General features: G+C 48.6%; 15 protein-coding genes. 2 read left to right on the forward strand and 13 right to left on the reverse strand.

The window, feature by feature from the left end; genetic code table 11:
• The first annotated feature begins 11 nt into the window (after window positions 1–11).
• Both adhE and HZU75_RS16675 read left to right on the forward strand, forming a co-directional pair.
• Entirely contained in the window at window positions 12–2621 is a 2610-nt protein-coding gene (gene adhE, locus HZU75_RS16670) for a bifunctional acetaldehyde-CoA/alcohol dehydrogenase (RefSeq protein ID WP_180307096.1), read from the forward strand.
• A gap of 191 nt (window positions 2622–2812) precedes the next feature.
• The gene (locus HZU75_RS16675) at window positions 2813–2968 is read left to right on the forward strand and encodes a hypothetical protein (RefSeq protein ID WP_180307097.1); all 156 of its coding nucleotides are present in this window, start codon (window positions 2813–2815) and stop codon (window positions 2966–2968) included.
• Here the strand turns inward: HZU75_RS16675 and HZU75_RS16680 are convergent.
• From HZU75_RS16680 to HZU75_RS16740, 13 genes are all read right to left on the reverse strand, one after another.
• Entirely contained in the window at window positions 2948–3445 is a 498-nt protein-coding gene (locus HZU75_RS16680; RefSeq protein WP_180307098.1) for a retropepsin-like aspartic protease family protein, read from the reverse strand. The genes HZU75_RS16675 and HZU75_RS16680 overlap by 21 nt on opposite strands.
• Window positions 3446–3507: 62 nt before the next feature.
• Window positions 3508–5424 (reverse strand): ATP-binding cassette domain-containing protein, encoded by a 1917-nt coding sequence (locus HZU75_RS16685; protein ID WP_180307099.1) that lies wholly within the window; start codon window positions 5422–5424, stop codon window positions 3508–3510.
• Window positions 5425–5558: 134 nt separating this feature from the next.
• On the reverse strand, window positions 5559–6089 hold the full coding sequence (locus tag HZU75_RS16690) for a phosphatidylglycerophosphatase A family protein (protein WP_228028117.1): 531 nt from the start codon (window positions 6087–6089) through the stop codon (window positions 5559–5561).
• The gene (gene thiL, locus HZU75_RS16695) at window positions 6086–7057 is read right to left on the reverse strand and encodes a thiamine-phosphate kinase (protein ID WP_180307100.1); all 972 of its coding nucleotides are present in this window, start codon (window positions 7055–7057) and stop codon (window positions 6086–6088) included. The genes HZU75_RS16690 and thiL overlap by 4 nt, the downstream gene beginning before the upstream one ends.
• 11 nt (window positions 7058–7068) lie before the next feature.
• Window positions 7069–7515 carry a transcription antitermination factor NusB gene (nusB, locus tag HZU75_RS16700; protein WP_180308883.1) on the reverse strand — a complete coding sequence of 149 codons (447 nt, stop codon included), beginning with the start codon at window positions 7513–7515 and terminating at the stop codon, window positions 7069–7071.
• A 56-nt stretch (window positions 7516–7571) separates the two neighbouring features.
• Window positions 7572–8042 (reverse strand): 6,7-dimethyl-8-ribityllumazine synthase, encoded by a 471-nt coding sequence (gene ribH / locus HZU75_RS16705; protein WP_180307101.1) that lies wholly within the window; start codon window positions 8040–8042, stop codon window positions 7572–7574.
• Between the two features lie 37 nt (window positions 8043–8079).
• On the reverse strand, window positions 8080–9174 hold the full coding sequence (gene ribBA, locus HZU75_RS16710) for a bifunctional 3,4-dihydroxy-2-butanone-4-phosphate synthase/GTP cyclohydrolase II (RefSeq protein ID WP_180307102.1): 1095 nt from the start codon (window positions 9172–9174) through the stop codon (window positions 8080–8082).
• Window positions 9171–9800 carry a riboflavin synthase gene (locus HZU75_RS16715; RefSeq protein WP_180307103.1) on the reverse strand — a complete coding sequence of 210 codons (630 nt, stop codon included), beginning with the start codon at window positions 9798–9800 and terminating at the stop codon, window positions 9171–9173. The genes ribBA and HZU75_RS16715 overlap by 4 nt, the downstream gene beginning before the upstream one ends.
• 1 nt (window position 9801) lies before the next feature.
• Window positions 9802–10002 carry a zinc ribbon domain-containing protein gene (locus HZU75_RS17830; RefSeq protein ID WP_180307104.1) on the reverse strand — a complete coding sequence of 67 codons (201 nt, stop codon included), beginning with the start codon at window positions 10000–10002 and terminating at the stop codon, window positions 9802–9804.
• On the reverse strand, window positions 9968–11119 hold the full coding sequence (gene ribD / locus HZU75_RS16725) for a bifunctional diaminohydroxyphosphoribosylaminopyrimidine deaminase/5-amino-6-(5-phosphoribosylamino)uracil reductase RibD (protein ID WP_228028118.1): 1152 nt from the start codon (window positions 11117–11119) through the stop codon (window positions 9968–9970). Before ribD ends, HZU75_RS17830 begins: the two co-directional genes overlap by 35 nt.
• Entirely contained in the window at window positions 11116–11568 is a 453-nt protein-coding gene (gene nrdR, locus HZU75_RS16730; RefSeq protein WP_179357696.1) for a transcriptional regulator NrdR, read from the reverse strand. Before nrdR ends, ribD begins: the two co-directional genes overlap by 4 nt.
• Before the next feature lie 197 nt (window positions 11569–11765).
• Window positions 11766–13013 carry a serine hydroxymethyltransferase gene (glyA, locus tag HZU75_RS16735; RefSeq protein WP_180307105.1) on the reverse strand — a complete coding sequence of 416 codons (1248 nt, stop codon included), beginning with the start codon at window positions 13011–13013 and terminating at the stop codon, window positions 11766–11768.
• 96 nt (window positions 13014–13109) lie between these two features.
• Window positions 13110–14765, reverse strand: a complete 1656-nt coding sequence (locus tag HZU75_RS16740; protein ID WP_228028119.1) for a hypothetical protein — start codon at window positions 14763–14765, stop codon at window positions 13110–13112.
• Window positions 14766–14807 lie beyond the last annotated feature (42 nt).

Raw genomic sequence — 14807 nt, forward strand, 5'->3', positions numbered from 1 at the left:
AGGAGCTAAAAATGGCTGTTACTAATGTTCAAGAACTCGACGCACTGGTTGCCCGTGTAAAAAAAGCACAGCAACTGTTCTCAACTTTTTCTCAAGAGCAAGTCGACGAAATTTTCCGCGTAGCTGCTTTAGCTGCTGCAGATGCTCGTTTGCCTTTGTCTAAAATGGCCGTTGCCGAAACTGGTATGGGTATCGTTGAAGATAAAGTGATCAAAAACCACTTTGCTTCTGAATATATCTACAACGCCTACAAAAACGAAAAAACCTGCGGCATTTTGTCGGTGGACGATGCCTTCGGCACGATGACCATCGCCGAGCCAATCGGGATTATCTGCGGTATCGTTCCAACGACCAACCCAACTTCAACGGCCATCTTTAAAGCATTGATTGCCCTTAAAACTCGTAACGGCATTATCTTCAGCCCACACCCACGTGCTCGCAAATCAACATGCGAAGCAGCTCGTTTGGTACTGGAGGCAGCTGTTTCTGCCGGCGCGCCACGCGACATTATCGGTTGGATCGACGAACCAACTGTTGAATTGTCTAACCACCTAATGAAACACCCTGACCTGAACCTGATCTTGGCCACTGGTGGCCCAGGCATGGTTAAGGCAGCGTATAGCTCGGGCAAACCTGCCATTGGTGTTGGTGCGGGCAATACCCCTGTAGTGATCGATGAAACTGCGGACATCAAACGTGCTGTTGCTTCAATCTTGATGTCAAAAACATTCGACAACGGCGTTGTCTGTGCTTCTGAGCAATCAGTGATTATCGTTGATAGCATTTACGAGCAAGTGAAAGAGCGTTTTAGCAGTAACGGCGGCTACATTTTGAACAAGAAAGACACTGAAGCAGTGCGCAAAGTGATCTTGAAAAACGGCAATTTAAATGCAGACATCGTTGGTCAATCAGCGATCAAAATCGCTGAAATGGCTGGCGTGAAAGTACCACCGTATACCAAAGTATTGATCGGTGAAGTGAGCTCGGTTGGCGAAGAAGAAGCTTTTGCCCACGAGAAGCTCTCCCCTACTCTGGCCATGTATCGTGCCAAAGATTTCTTTGACGCCGTACATAAAGCCGAAGCGCTGGTTGCACTGGGCGGCATTGGCCACACATCATCGCTGTACACTGACCAAGATTTGCAAGGCGAGCGCATTGCTTACTTTGGCGACAAAATGAAAACCGCGCGTATCTTGATTAACACCCCTTCTTCGCAAGGTGGTATTGGCGACTTGTACAACTTCAAACTCGCGCCATCGCTGACTTTGGGTTGTGGTTCATGGGGCGGCAACTCGATTTCTGAGAACGTCGGTCCTAAACACTTGATCAACAAGAAAACTGTCGCTAAACGGGCTGAAAATATGTTGTGGCACAAACTTCCAAAAAGCATTTACTTCCGCCGCGGTAGCTTGTCAGTTGCACTTGAAGAACTGTCAAACAAAAAACGCGCCGCGATTGTGACTGACCGTTACTTGTTTAATAACGGTTATGTGGATGAAACCATCCGTATCCTGAAACAAAACGGCTTGGAAGTTGAAGTGTTCCACGAAGTTGAAGCTGATCCAACGCTCGCAGTTGTGCGCAAAGGCGTGGCGATGCTCAACAGCTTCAAACCAGACGTGATCATTGCCTTGGGTGGTGGTTCACCAATGGATGCGGCGAAAATCATGTGGGTAATGTATGAGCATCCAGATGTGGCGTTTGAAGACTTGGCGCTGCGCTTTATGGATATCCGCAAACGGATTTACCAATTCCCGAAAATGGGTGTGAAAGCAGAACTCGTTGCGATCCCAACCACTTCAGGTACTGGTTCAGAAGTAACACCATTCGCAGTGGTGACTGATGAAAAAACCGGCATGAAATACCCGATCGCCGATTACGAATTGACGCCAAACATGGCCATCGTCGATCCGAATCTGGTAATGAACATGCCAAAATCGTTGACTGCCTTTGGTGGTATCGATGCGGTAACTCACGCACTGGAAGCTTATGTGTCTGTATTGGCGAACGAGTTTAGCGATCCACAAGCGTTGCAGGCCTTGAAATTGCTAAAACAACACTTGCCATCAGCGTACATCAACGGCGCGAAAGACCCTGCTGCGCGTGAAGGCGTACACAATGCGGCGACAATCGCTGGTGTGGCCTTTGCCAATGCATTCTTGGGTGTTTGTCACTCAATGGCACACAAAATTGGCGCGGAATTCCATTTAGCACACGGCTTGGCGAACGCCCTACTAATCAGCAACGTGATTCGCTATAACGCGGTTGATATTCCGACTAAACAAACTGCGTTTAGCCAATACGATCGCCCACAAGCGAAATGCCGCTACGCAGATATCGCCGAACATTTAGGCCTGCAAGGCAAAAATGACGACCAGAAAGTGGCTGCATTGATTGCTTGGGTTGATGAATTGAAAGCCACCTTGAATATTCCAGCGTCAATTAAAGATGCTGGCGTGAACGAGGCTGACTTCTTGGCTAAAGTTGATCGCATTGCGGAAGAAGCGTTTGATGACCAATGTACCGGCGCCAACCCACGCTTCCCATTGATTAGCGAGTTGAAACAAGTATTGCTCGATAGCTTCTACGGTCGTGAATACAAAGAAACCTACGGTCAGTAAATATTTGACCCGATAAAAAAGCCCCTCTCGAGGGGCTTTTTTATTATTTAAATCTTATTCAGGCAACTAGCGACTAGCTCAATTGATTGACCTAGATCACAAATGGTAATTATGCCGCTGCAATATGCTCAAGTAATGCAGTAAATTGTCGATATATCCAACACAGTGATTGATTTATCGAGTATTGAATTATGCCTGTTCGACCTAGTGAGTACTGTGATGATTTAAGCGCGGCGATTGCGCAATATTTAGTTGCAGCCGATGAAGTATTAAAGCGCGTTGATCATTTACTGCATTCAGAACACGGCAACGATAGCGCGAAAAATCTAGCGCCCTTCTTTCAATAACTGAAGCTTCATCTCATCACCCGCAATCTGCACTGAAAACCTGCGCAGCACGTTCATCCCCAGCAATACCTCATTACCCAACTTGCGTACCACGGCCACCTTAACTTCGCGCATCTGAAACGGGCCAAATATCAGCGTATCAAGTTTAGATTCATAAGCCGCCACTTCACCATTGGCGGTTTGAGTCATTAGCTGCGCCCCTTCTGGCAAGGAAAGCTGTTTTGCTAATGATTGATCAATGGTCAAAACACTTGCACCGGTGTCAATTAGTAGCACCACAGGCTCACCATTGAGGGTGGCAGACATCCGAAAATGCCCGTCTCGCGATCGTTTCAGGATTAAGTCTGCTTGCTGCGTCATCCCAATTTGCATCTGGTTGGGGTTATGCTGCCGTAAAATCAGCGCATCAAAAGCCCAATAAATCAGTGCGCAAACCAGAACCCACACCACGGCTATTGATAACGATGAGCGCAACATACCCCCTGACCGCATTCCACTAAAGACTTGATCTCAAGAGCGATCTGACCACATACCCACGACTAGATCGCTTCAATTTGCTCGGTTAATTCCAGCCACTCCAATTCGAGCGTTTCTGCCAAAAGCTTTAATTCGGCCTCTTTACGCAACAGCTGCTGCAATTCATCTTTGCGCTCTACACCATATAACGTTTCATCAGCCAATTGATCGGCGATCAGCGTTTGTTGCTCTTGGCTCTGGGCAAGATCTTTTTCAATTTTTTCGCGGCGTTTTTCCAGTGGCTTACGCAATTGAGCCAACTTTTGCCGCTCTTGCGCTTCATGACGCTTTTGATCCTTGCGATTCATGGCCTCACCGGACGCGGCGAGCACAATTGGCTTACTGTCTTTGTCTTGCGCACTACGCTGCTCTTGACTGTAGCGAGTGTAATCATCTAGATCGCCATCAAATGGTCGAACTGTGCCATGCTCAATTAACCAAAAATCATCCACCGTGGCGCGTAACAAATGTCGATCATGCGACACCACAATCAAAGCACCTTCGAAGTCTTGCAAAGCAAAGGTTAGCGCCTCGCGCATTTCAATATCCAGGTGATTGGTCGGCTCATCCAGTAGCAGCAGATTAGGCTTTTGCCAGATCAAAAGCGCCAGCGCCAAGCGCGCTTTTTCGCCACCGGAAAATGGTGCCACTGGGCACGTAGCCATGTCACCATGAAAATTAAAGCCCCCCAGAAAATTGCGATGCTCTTGCTCGCGCGTTTTGGGGTCCAGATTTTGCATATGCCAAAGCGCCGACTCTTCGAGGCGCAAATATTCAAGTTGATGCTGGGCAAAATAGCCCACTTTAAGGCCTTTACCCTCAGTACGAACCCCTTTGAGCAAAGGCTGCTCACCAGCCAGTGAGCGAATAAAGGTCGATTTACCCGCCCCATTCACCCCCAACAAACCTAAGCGCGCCTTATTTTCCAGACTTAATTCAAGATCACGCAAAATAGGCTTGTCTATCGCATAACCCGCCTGCGCATCTTCAAGTCGCACCAGTGGGCTTGGCGAAGAATCGGGCTCACGAAATGCAAAAGTAAATGGTGAATCGACGTGTGCTGCGGCGATTTTCTCCATTTTTTCCAGCGCCTTCACACGGCTTTGCGCCTGCTTGGCTTTGCTAGCCTTAGCTTTAAACCGATTAATAAAGCTTTCCAGATGCGCGATTTGTCGCTGCTGCTTTTCATAGGATTGAGACTGTAGCGCCAGCTTTTCTGCCCGCTGCGTCTCAAAATCGGCATAGTTACCGGTATAAAGGGACAATTGTGCATTTTCAACATGCAAAATTTGCCCAACTGTCGAATCCAGAAAATCACGGTCATGCGAAATAATCAGCAACATACCGCGATAGGATTTCAGCCAATTCTCTAACCAAACCACTGTTTCTAAATCCAAATGGTTGGTTGGCTCATCAAGCAGCAATAGATCTGAACGACACATTAGCGCCTGAGCCAGATTCAAGCGCATCCGCCAACCACCAGAAAAACTGGCCACCGGGCGAGAAATTTCTTCGCTACTAAATCCCAACCCGGCCAGTAATTTGCCTGCGCGAGCTGGAGCGGAATATCCGTCAATGGCCTCGAGCTGCGCCAACAATTCGCCATGTCGTAGTCCATCATGCGCCTCGCTGGCATCGGCCTCCTGCAAATCGGCTTCAATCCGGCGTAACTCAACATCACCATCAAGGACATAATCGAGCGCAGAGCATGGTAATGCGGGGGTTTCTTGGGCAACATGGGCTATTGCTGCACGTGGTGGCATTTCCAAGTTACCTTCATCGGCATGAATCTCGTCACGCAATAGGGCGAAGAAACTTGACTTGCCAGCGCCGTTTGCGCCCACAACACCAGTTTTGGAACCTGGATTTAAGGTTAAATCAACGCGATCAAGCAGAATCTTGACGCCACGACGGAGGGTAAGGGATTTTAATCGTATCATCCCGCAATTTTAACAGACCCGACTAGTGTATAGCGGGCTGATTATCAGAATAAATTAGCACAGACCACAAGATAGAAGATGGTATTGCTCTACACATCAATTAAATAAAGACCTATAAAGCAATACCCTATTAGCTAGGTGAGCAGCGATAATGTTGCCAACAAGGCAATTACAGCAAAAATTGCGGCAATCAAATCATCAACCATCACTCCAAGTCCACCTTTGATGCGAGCATCAACCCAGTTGATAGGCCATGGTTTGATAATATCGAATATGCGAAACAACACAAAAGCCAGCAACCAGGCTAGAGGTGTTTTAGGGGCGAAGCACAACACCATCACCATCGCGATAATTTCATCGATCACAATGCCGCCATAATCACTAACGCCTAATGCGCGCCCAGTCACTTCTGCCGCCCAGACCCCCAGCGCAAACAACGGGACACAGAACGCCAGAATAATGGGATTTGGCAATATCCATTGCAGCAACAACATCAGTGGTAAAGCAACCAAAGTACCCCAAGTGCCGGGAGCCTTGCGAGCAAGCCCACTACCAAAGCCAAAAGAAAGGAAATGGGCGGGATGTGAACTCACAAAACGCCAATCAGGGATAATTTGCGGCGCTTGCTTTTTGGCAGCGGGGCTTGGATTAACGGTAAAAATCACGGCACTTTGAAATGATCGAAGCCACCAAACGACAGCAGCACCGGCTCTAGTTGAGCATTTAAAAATTGAATTGAGGGGGTCATTTGCGGCACAACCACACCAATTCGCGACGCATTCAGCGCAAACTGTGCCGCACTGACCATTATCTGCTCTCGAGCAGCAACTGGCGCAGTAAAGCACAATTCGTAGTCATCCCCACCAGCTAATTTTGCTTCTAACGCCAAATCAGCAGGCAAATATTTGAGCTGACTTGCCGCAGGTACGGCATCAAGCCACACCTGCACGCCACAGCCCGAGCGATTGCAAATATGACGCAAATCGCCAGCCAAGCCATCGGATATATCTAACGCCGCATGTGCAATAGAGGCAATCGCAGCGCCAAAGCCTACTCTCGGCTGAGGCAAATCAAGTCGTAAGTCGCATTCCTGCGCAATCAATTCAGGCAATCTCACGCGACCAGTACGATGCATAACAGCTGCTGCTGCCCCACCCAAAGGACCAGAGACCCAAATATCATCACCAACTTGAGCCGCACTACGCAACATCGCGCCACCGCGTGTCACTTCGCCCGCCACTTGAATCGCAATGGTTAACGGGCCACGGGTGGTGTCACCACCGACCAATTCGATTTGATGTTCATCAGCCAGCGCAAACATCCCTCGACTAAACGCAGCCAACCAATTGGCGTCAATCTCGGGTAGCGCCAAAGATAAGGTAAACCAGGTGGGCTTGGCCCCCATTGCAGCCAAGTCCGACAAATTAACTGCCAGACACTTGTGCCCAAGTCGCTCAGGATCTGCATCGGCAAAAAAATGCCGCCCAGCGACAAGCATATCTGCAGAGACTGCTAGCTGATGCCCATCACTCACGGTCATTAGCGCAGCATCGTCACCGACCCCCAAATCCGCCTTAAACAATGGGCGATTTGGGCGAGTGAAATACTGTGCAATTAGATCAAATTCGGTCATATAACCAGCAATTAGCCCTGACGTTTCGCGCGAATTGCTGCAAATTCACTAGCACGAACCAGCTCTGCCAATTTGTCGAGCACGCCATTCACAAAGCGATGGCCGTCTGAGCCGCCGTAGGTTTTAGTTAGCTCAATGGCTTCATTGATAATGACAGGATATGGGGTTTCCGGCATTGAAATAATTTCAAACGCCCCTGTATACAGCACCGCCAATTCAACCGTACTAACTTCTTCTAGCGGGCGATCGACATGTGGCTCAATCGCTTTCGTTAAAGCCGCCGCATCTTTGATTACCCCAAACAGAATAGCGCGATACAAATTAGCATCGGCTTTGGTGAAATAGGTACTGCTACCACGCAAATAAAGATCGATATTGTTGACCGTATCTTGGCTCATCAAATATTGATACACCCCTTGCACCGCAAATTCACGTGCGCGGCGACGCGCCGACTTCATGGGCGCCTTCTTTGCGGCAGGTGATTTAGAGCTAACGTTAGGTGATTGTTCTTCGGTCATACTTGTAATGCCTTTACTAAATTAGCGGTTTCAACCGCAACACGCGCAGCTTCACGCGCTTTTTCTACAACTCGTACTTCTGCTTGCTCGTCTGTTTCAGTAGTAAGAATGCAGTTGGCAATAGGCAAACCGGCGTCCAGCGTTACACGCGTGACCCCTGCCCCTGACTCATTAGCCACCAACTCGAAATGGTATGTCTCACCGCGAACAATTGCCCCCAGTGCTATCAAGGCATCAAAACGACCACTAGCTGCCATGGTTTGCAATACCACAGGGATTTCTAATGCCCCAGCCACACTACTCAATAAAATATCTTTTGGCTCAACACCCAGCTGGACTAGCTCATCGAGGCAGTTATCCCGCAAACCTTCACAAATAGGGGTATTAAAGCGGCTCATTACTACGCCAATTTTCATGCCAGCACCTGACAAATTCGGCTTAATCAAAGCAATTCCTTCTACACTCATTTGCACTTTCCTTTATCAATAACTACAGCAGCTGTGATTATTCTGGCTGATGAAAACCGGTAATTTCCAAACCAAAGCCCATCATGCTTGGGATTTTCCGCTCAGGCGACATCAAACGCATGCGACCTACACCGAGATCTTTTAACATTTGGGCACCGATCCCGTACGTGCGCATATCCCATTTTTGCGGCTTATTCAACTTAAGCTCAGGCAAGGCACGGGAAAGCAGATCTTCACCATCCTCAGTGCGGTGCAGTAAAATTACTACCCCTTTACCCGCCTTTTCGATCGCGGTGAGTGCCGACTCTACATTCCAAGAATGGCTACGAGCATCCAAATCTAGCCAATCGATCACCGATAACGGCTCGTGCACCCTTACCAAGGTTTCTTCGTCAGCGGTGGGCTGGCCTTTAACCAAGGCCAAATGTGTCGCTGATGTGAGTTTGTCACGATACACCGCCAAATCAAACTGACCGGCAAAAGTGCGCACTGACCGGCGACCAACACATTCAATTAGCGTTTCAGTACGGCTGCGGTAATTAATCAGATCGGCAATCGTACCAATTTTGAGCTTATGCTCTTCAGCAAAAACCAGCAGCTCTGGCAAGCGAGCCATTGTGCCATCATCATTCATAATCTCGCAGATTACAGAAGCAGGCGTCAAACCTGCCATCATTGCCAGATCACACCCCGCCTCAGTATGGCCCGCCCTCACCAAGACACCACCTGGTTGCGCCATTACGGGAAATACATGCCCAGGCGATACCACATCAGTCGCCTTCGCATCGAAAGCGACAGCCTTACGAATCGTCAACGCGCGGTCATGCGCCGAAATACCCGTACTTACACCTTCAGCAGCTTCAATGGATGCCGTAAAATTGGTGCCAAATGATGAGCCATTACTCGAGACCATAGTCGTTAAATTGAGTAATTTGCAGCGATCCGGCGTCAAGGTAAGGCAAACCAAGCCACGGCCATACTTGGCCATAAAATTGATTGCCTCAGGTGTCACAAAATCTGCAGCCAAGACCAAGTCGCCTTCATTCTCGCGATCTTCCTCGTCCACCAAAACGACCATACGCCCGGCTTTTAATTCCGCAACGATTTCACTAACGGGTGAGATTTGGCTCATGCTTGAGCTCCAATTTGACTTGCTTCTAATGAAACCATGCGCTCAACATAGCGTGCAATCAGGTCTATCTCTAGATTGACCTTTGCACCCGCCGACAGTTGACCCAGTGTTGTCACACTTAAGGTGTGCGGAATTAAGTTAATTGAGAAAACACATCCATCGACAGTGTCTTGTACAGTGTTCGTGGTCAATGAAACCCCATTAACCACCACTGAGCCCTTCGCCGCCAAATACTTAGCCAGTGACTTTGGCGCACAAACGACTAGCTCGCGATTTTCGCCCACGGCATCAAAACTCAGCACTTGACCCACACCATCCACATGGCCTGATACCATATGCCCACCCAGCATATCCCCCAGCCGCAGAGCTTTTTCCAGATTAACTTTAGCACCACTTTGATCCAAACCTACGGTGCAGCGCAATGACTCGCCAGAAACATCAATTTTATAAACATTCGGGGGTATAAGCTCAATCACCGTCATGCATGCGCCATTATGAGCAATACTATCCCCTAGTACTACATTGTTCATATCCAAATCAGCAGCATCCACCGTCAGGCGAACGCCACCATCAAAGGCCTGTACATCTGTAATCTGACCAACCGCCTGAATAATGCCAGTAAACATATTAGTCCTTGTGCTCAGGAAATAATGACGGGTTCGCACTGCGCACCCGCGATGAGGATTTCAATTCATTGCAATGATTACAAAAATAGCTTTTGGCCCCACAGGCTGCTAAAACTTCAAGCTCTTTGCCACAATCAGGGCAGACTGGCTTAGTGTTATCACTCATTTCATTCCCCCAAAGTAGATTCAGCAAATACCACATTTGGATCAGTAAAGCGCAGCTGCAAGCGCTGATCACCCCCTACCATACGGCGATCAAACAAGCTTGGCTTATATTGCTGACTTAGCGCTGCAAGATCAAAATCTGCCATAGCTTGACCACGTCCAATGAAGCTCATCGCCTGATAAAGAATAATTTCATCGACCAGACCAGCCTGCAGCAAAGCGCCGACCAGCTTACCACCCGCCTCAACCGTTACCTCATTAAACCCTTGCTGCGCTAAATACTCACATACAGCAAGCAAATCGACCCTACCAGATTGCTCTGGCAACTCTTTCACCTCTGCAAGCGTGCGCAAAACGGCATGCTCAGATGCCAAATTAGTGGTCAAAATATGCGTTTTGCCTTGAGGAACCGCCTCAGGCAAAATTTGTAAAATCTTCGCCGTAACAGGAGTACGCAATCGGCTATCGACAACCACCCGTTGCGGCTGACGCTGTGCTGGCAAGTCGCGGACTGTCAATTGCGGGTCATCAGCAAGCACAGTACCAACACCCGTTAGCATGGCACAGGATTGTGCTCGTATTTTCTGCACATCAGCGCGGGCAGGAGCGCCAGTAATCCATTGTGATTCGCCACTATTAAGTGCAATACGCCCATCCAAACTGGCGGCCAGTTTAACTCGCAACCATGGACGCTTACGAATCATACGAGACAGAAAGCCCTTATGATGCTCACGCGCTTGTGCAGCAAGCAGGCCATGCGCCACTTCGATATCGTGATTGGCCAAACGGGCCAACCCTTGGCCTGCAACTAAAGGATTAGGGTCACGCAATGCAGCAACAACGCGATCTACTCCAGCGCCAATCAGGGCATTAGCACAAGGTGGGGTGCGCCCGAAGTGACTGCACGGCTCCAACGTAACATAGGCCGTGGCACCTAATATTTTTTCCGGCGCGCGCGATTTCGCCATTTTCAAGGCCATAATTTCCGCATGCGCACCACCGGCAGCCTGACTATGACCATAGCCGATAATTTCACCATGATTGACCAGCACAGCACCAACACAGGGGTTGGGTGTTGTCAGATGAGCTCCTCGCGCAGCAATTTGCAAGGCTTTGGCCATCATTTCATGATCGAACGCGCTAAATTGACTCACTCCTTCGTTACCTCGCGAATCACATCACGAAAGTCTTCAACGTCCTGGAAGGAGCGATATACAGAGGCAAAACGGATATAAGCGACTTTATCCAGCTTGGCCAACTCAGCAATCACCATTTCACCAATTTGGCGGGACATAATTTCGCGCTCACCCACGGTAAGCACTTTCTGGATAATACGGGAAATCGCCTCGTCAACCAGTGGAGTAGGTACTGGCCGTTTATGCAGGGCACGTAAAAAACTCGTGCGTACCTTCTCACGATCAAATTCTGCGCGCTGACCGTTCTGCTTAACTACTTGGGGCATACGTACTTCAGCGGTTTCAAAGGTGGTGAAGCGCTTATCACAAATCGTACAGCGACGACGGCGGCGAACGACGTCACCCTCGTCAGACACACGTGAATCTACGACTTGCGTATCTGGTGAACCACAAAATGGGCACTTCATGAACGAACCCCGCAAAGAACAAAAGAGCGATTTTTATCAGATGAGGACGTAGCTTAAAAACTCAAGCCCAACATACTCTAACCAGGTATCTAGCTAGAAGTCTTGCTTAGCATCAAACCCTGCGATATACATCTTTTATAAAACACAAAAGGTGGAGCGCAATGCTCCACCTCTTTTTCAGCCTAAAACACTAAAAATTAAGCGCCGTAAACTGGGAATTGCGCTGTCAAAGCTTTAACTTTAGCTGCAACAGTTGCAATATTTGCTTCATCTTCCGGATTATCCAGCACATCAGCGATCAAATTAGCCACTTGAATCGCTTCGGCTTCTTTAAAACCACGCGTGGTAATCGCTGGCGCACCGATACGAATACCTGAAGTCACAAAGGGGCTTTCTGGATCGTTCGGGATCGCGTTTTTGTTCACCGTGATGTGCGCTTTGCCCAAGAAAGCATCCGCCGCTTTACCAGTTAGACCTTTAGGACGCAGGTCAACCAAGAATACGTGCGACTCGGTGCGGCCAGAAATAATGCGCAGACCGCGTTCAGCCAAAGTTTTTGCCATTGCTTGCGCATTCAGCAAAACTTGTTTTTGATATTCTTTGAACTCTTCAGTTGCAGCTTCTTTGAACGCTACCGCTTTACCTGCGATCACGTGCATCAGCGGGCCACCTTGCAAAGTTGGGAACACGTTTGAATTCAGTGACTTTTCAAACTCCGCCTTCGCCAAGATAATGCCGCCGCGTGGACCGCGCAGTGTTTTGTGCGTAGTCGACGTTACAAAGTGTGCGTGTGGCACTGGGTTTGGATACACACCAGCAGCGATCAGACCGGCGTAGTGAGCCATATCCACCATGAAATAAGCGCCAACCTTGTCAGCAATTTCACGCATACGCGCCCAGTCAAAACGCAAAGCGTACGCCGAAGCGCCACCGATCAGCAGTTTTGGCTTGGTTTCGAGTGCAACGCGTTCCATATCGTCATAATCGATTTCTTCGTTTTCGTTCAAACCGTAGGCCACGATATTGAACAATTTACCAGACAAATTTGCAGGCGAACCATGCGTCAAGTGACCGCCGTGGCCCAAGTTCATACCCATTACGGTGTCGCCCGGCTTCAGGATCGAGAAGTAAACGGCTTGGTTAGCTTGTGAGCCAGAATGTGGCTGCACGTTAGCGTACTCAGCACCAAACAATGCTTTTACGCGATCAATCGCCAGTTGCTCGATCACATCAACGTGTTCACAACCGCCGTAGAAACGTTTGCCTGGGTAGCCTTCAGCGTATTTGTTGGTGAGTTGAGAGCCTTGGGCTTCCATCACCGCTGGGCTGGTGTAGTTTTCAGACGCGATCAATTCGATATGTTCGTGCTGGCGAACAACCTCAGCAGCCATCGCTGCGGCAAGATCAGGATCGTAAGAGGCGATAGTTTGAGACTTCGAGAACATGAGCGGGCAGCTTCCGTTACCGTTGAAAGATGCGTGATTCTAACACGACTTAGATCAAATCGAGATGCGCAGTTATCAGCTAGCCATGCAAGAATTTCATGATTTCTTTTTTCGCCAGACATTTGCAAGCATTTTGATGGTTTGGCGCAATGAAACCCGCTCATCAGACATCGCATCCAAAAACTCAGCCAAACCTTTGGATTTAGCAACCGTCACAAAGATTAACCAAGTAATCGGCACCGAGACGGCAATAAAATACCCAACCCGCTGCAACAATGGCTCTTCGGCCAAACCAAAGAGATTCATTCCCAAAAAACCAGTAATCGTGGTACCGACTAAACCAAATACTGTTACCACGGTCAAGCGCACAACAGTATCGGCCTGCCGCCGCAGATCATCATTTTCCAAATATTGATTCATGCTTTGCACTGAGTCGGCAACATCCCGATGCAATCGTTGCGTATCCAAGTGAACGGACATCATTTTGAACAATTGAGCGGAGACCACTTGATTGGACACTTCCCTAAACCAGTAACGCTGATTAAATCGCAAAAAACCCTCTAAAAGCAGACGAATCTCGCGCTTGAAGGTTCGAATCGATTGAATATCTTTCAAATCAAGCTCTGAAAGCGCAACTGCCAACCGATCGGAGAACATCAGCAATGACGATTTATGGAAATGCGCAATCAACGCCATTAAGAAGTGCTGGTGACGAAACTGCCCCAGCACGCCAGTAAACGGATCAGAATAAAATTGATTAGCATGCATTCCAACCATCACAAAAGCATGACCATTACACATCATGCGGGTTGAGGTTGAAGCATGCTTACGCTCAGGCACCCAAAAACGATCAAAGCAGCAATTGCTTTCAAACTCGCTAAAAATTTTTCGCGTATATGGCAACTCATCTTCGCTACCTGGGCGAGTTACCATCCCTAGCCGATAAAAATCTTCATCAGAAAGCTTAAATGGGTCATCAACAGCTACATAGGCCAGAATAGGCATTCGATGATATTCAATTTGACGATACCGCAGCGCCCCGGCGGCCGCAGAATGATGCAACACCAGAGGCTGCATCAGAAAATCCCAATGCGAGGCCATTCTTGGTGCACGGTACTGCCCCAAATGCGCCAAATAACCCGCACGATCCTCGTAATCCGACTCAGAAATCACTTCGCCAGAAGCATTAAGCCACGCCACCTTGCGCAAACAATTTGCCGCAGTCGAGTCTTCATCCCACTGAGCAGGAAATGCGCGCCCAAAGCGAAACAACGCATCTTGCACCCGCTTGAGTGGCAAATTCTCTCCAACAATTTCAAACGCTAAAATCACCACATCAACATCGTAAAAGAAATACAAGTCGATATGCGCCACCTTAAAATGATGTACAGCACCATCTTTAAACATCATCAAAACTGTAGAGATGTCGGTACGGCGAAAAACATGCAATGGGGAGTGCCCGTAACTACCTAAGCCCGAAGATTTATTCTCGCCATATAAAAAACGCTGAACATAAGGAAGGAAAGTGACAAACTCACGATAGTGACGCTCCTCGAATTGCTCGGGAGCACCGTCAAACTCTGTTGCACGAGGCTGCCAGGGAGAGCCAGCTGCAGCAGCCTCTTGCATTAGCTCCCACTGCCGCCCCATTGCCCTAGATTCACCGCTTTTGCGCGGCATGGGCATTAACTGCAAAGGCCAGATCAGAATTTGCCGGAAGTGCTTAACTAACACATCAGAACTTGTCGCCATATCTCACCCTTTTTAATGGAGAAACTGGCGACCATCGGCTAA

Source organism: Chitinibacter fontanus, assembly GCF_013423785.1.
GTDB classification, from domain to species: domain Bacteria; phylum Pseudomonadota; class Gammaproteobacteria; order Burkholderiales; family Chitinibacteraceae; genus Chitinibacter; species Chitinibacter fontanus.

What these genes read in the sequence shown, in the direction of transcription:
- adhE (WP_180307096.1), top strand. Translation starts at nt 12, where the DNA reads ATGGCTGTTACTAATGTTCAAGAACTCGACGCACTGGTTGCCCGTGTA.
- HZU75_RS16675 (WP_180307097.1), top strand. Translation starts at nt 2,813, where the DNA reads ATGCCTGTTCGACCTAGTGAGTACTGTGATGATTTAAGCGCGGCGATT.
- HZU75_RS16680 (WP_180307098.1), bottom strand. Translation starts at nt 3,445, where the DNA reads ATGTTGCGCTCATCGTTATCAATAGCCGTGGTGTGGGTTCTGGTTTGC.
- HZU75_RS16685 (WP_180307099.1), bottom strand. Translation starts at nt 5,424, where the DNA reads ATGATACGATTAAAATCCCTTACCCTCCGTCGTGGCGTCAAGATTCTG.
- thiL (WP_180307100.1), bottom strand. Translation starts at nt 7,057, where the DNA reads ATGACCGAATTTGATCTAATTGCACAGTATTTCACTCGCCCAAATCGC.
- nusB (WP_180308883.1), bottom strand. Translation starts at nt 7,515, where the DNA reads ATGAAGTCGGCGCGTCGCCGCGCACGTGAATTTGCGGTGCAAGGGGTG.
- ribH (WP_180307101.1), bottom strand. Translation starts at nt 8,042, where the DNA reads ATGAGTGTAGAAGGAATTGCTTTGATTAAGCCGAATTTGTCAGGTGCT.
- ribBA (WP_180307102.1), bottom strand. Translation starts at nt 9,174, where the DNA reads ATGAGCCAAATCTCACCCGTTAGTGAAATCGTTGCGGAATTAAAAGCC.
- HZU75_RS16715 (WP_180307103.1), bottom strand. Translation starts at nt 9,800, where the DNA reads ATGTTTACTGGCATTATTCAGGCGGTTGGTCAGATTACAGATGTACAG.
- HZU75_RS17830 (WP_180307104.1), bottom strand. Translation starts at nt 10,002, where the DNA reads ATGTGGTATTTGCTGAATCTACTTTGGGGGAATGAAATGAGTGATAAC.
- nrdR (WP_179357696.1), bottom strand. Translation starts at nt 11,568, where the DNA reads ATGAAGTGCCCATTTTGTGGTTCACCAGATACGCAAGTCGTAGATTCA.
- glyA (WP_180307105.1), bottom strand. Translation starts at nt 13,013, where the DNA reads ATGTTCTCGAAGTCTCAAACTATCGCCTCTTACGATCCTGATCTTGCC.
- HZU75_RS16740 (WP_228028119.1), bottom strand. Translation starts at nt 14,765, where the DNA reads ATGGCGACAAGTTCTGATGTGTTAGTTAAGCACTTCCGGCAAATTCTG.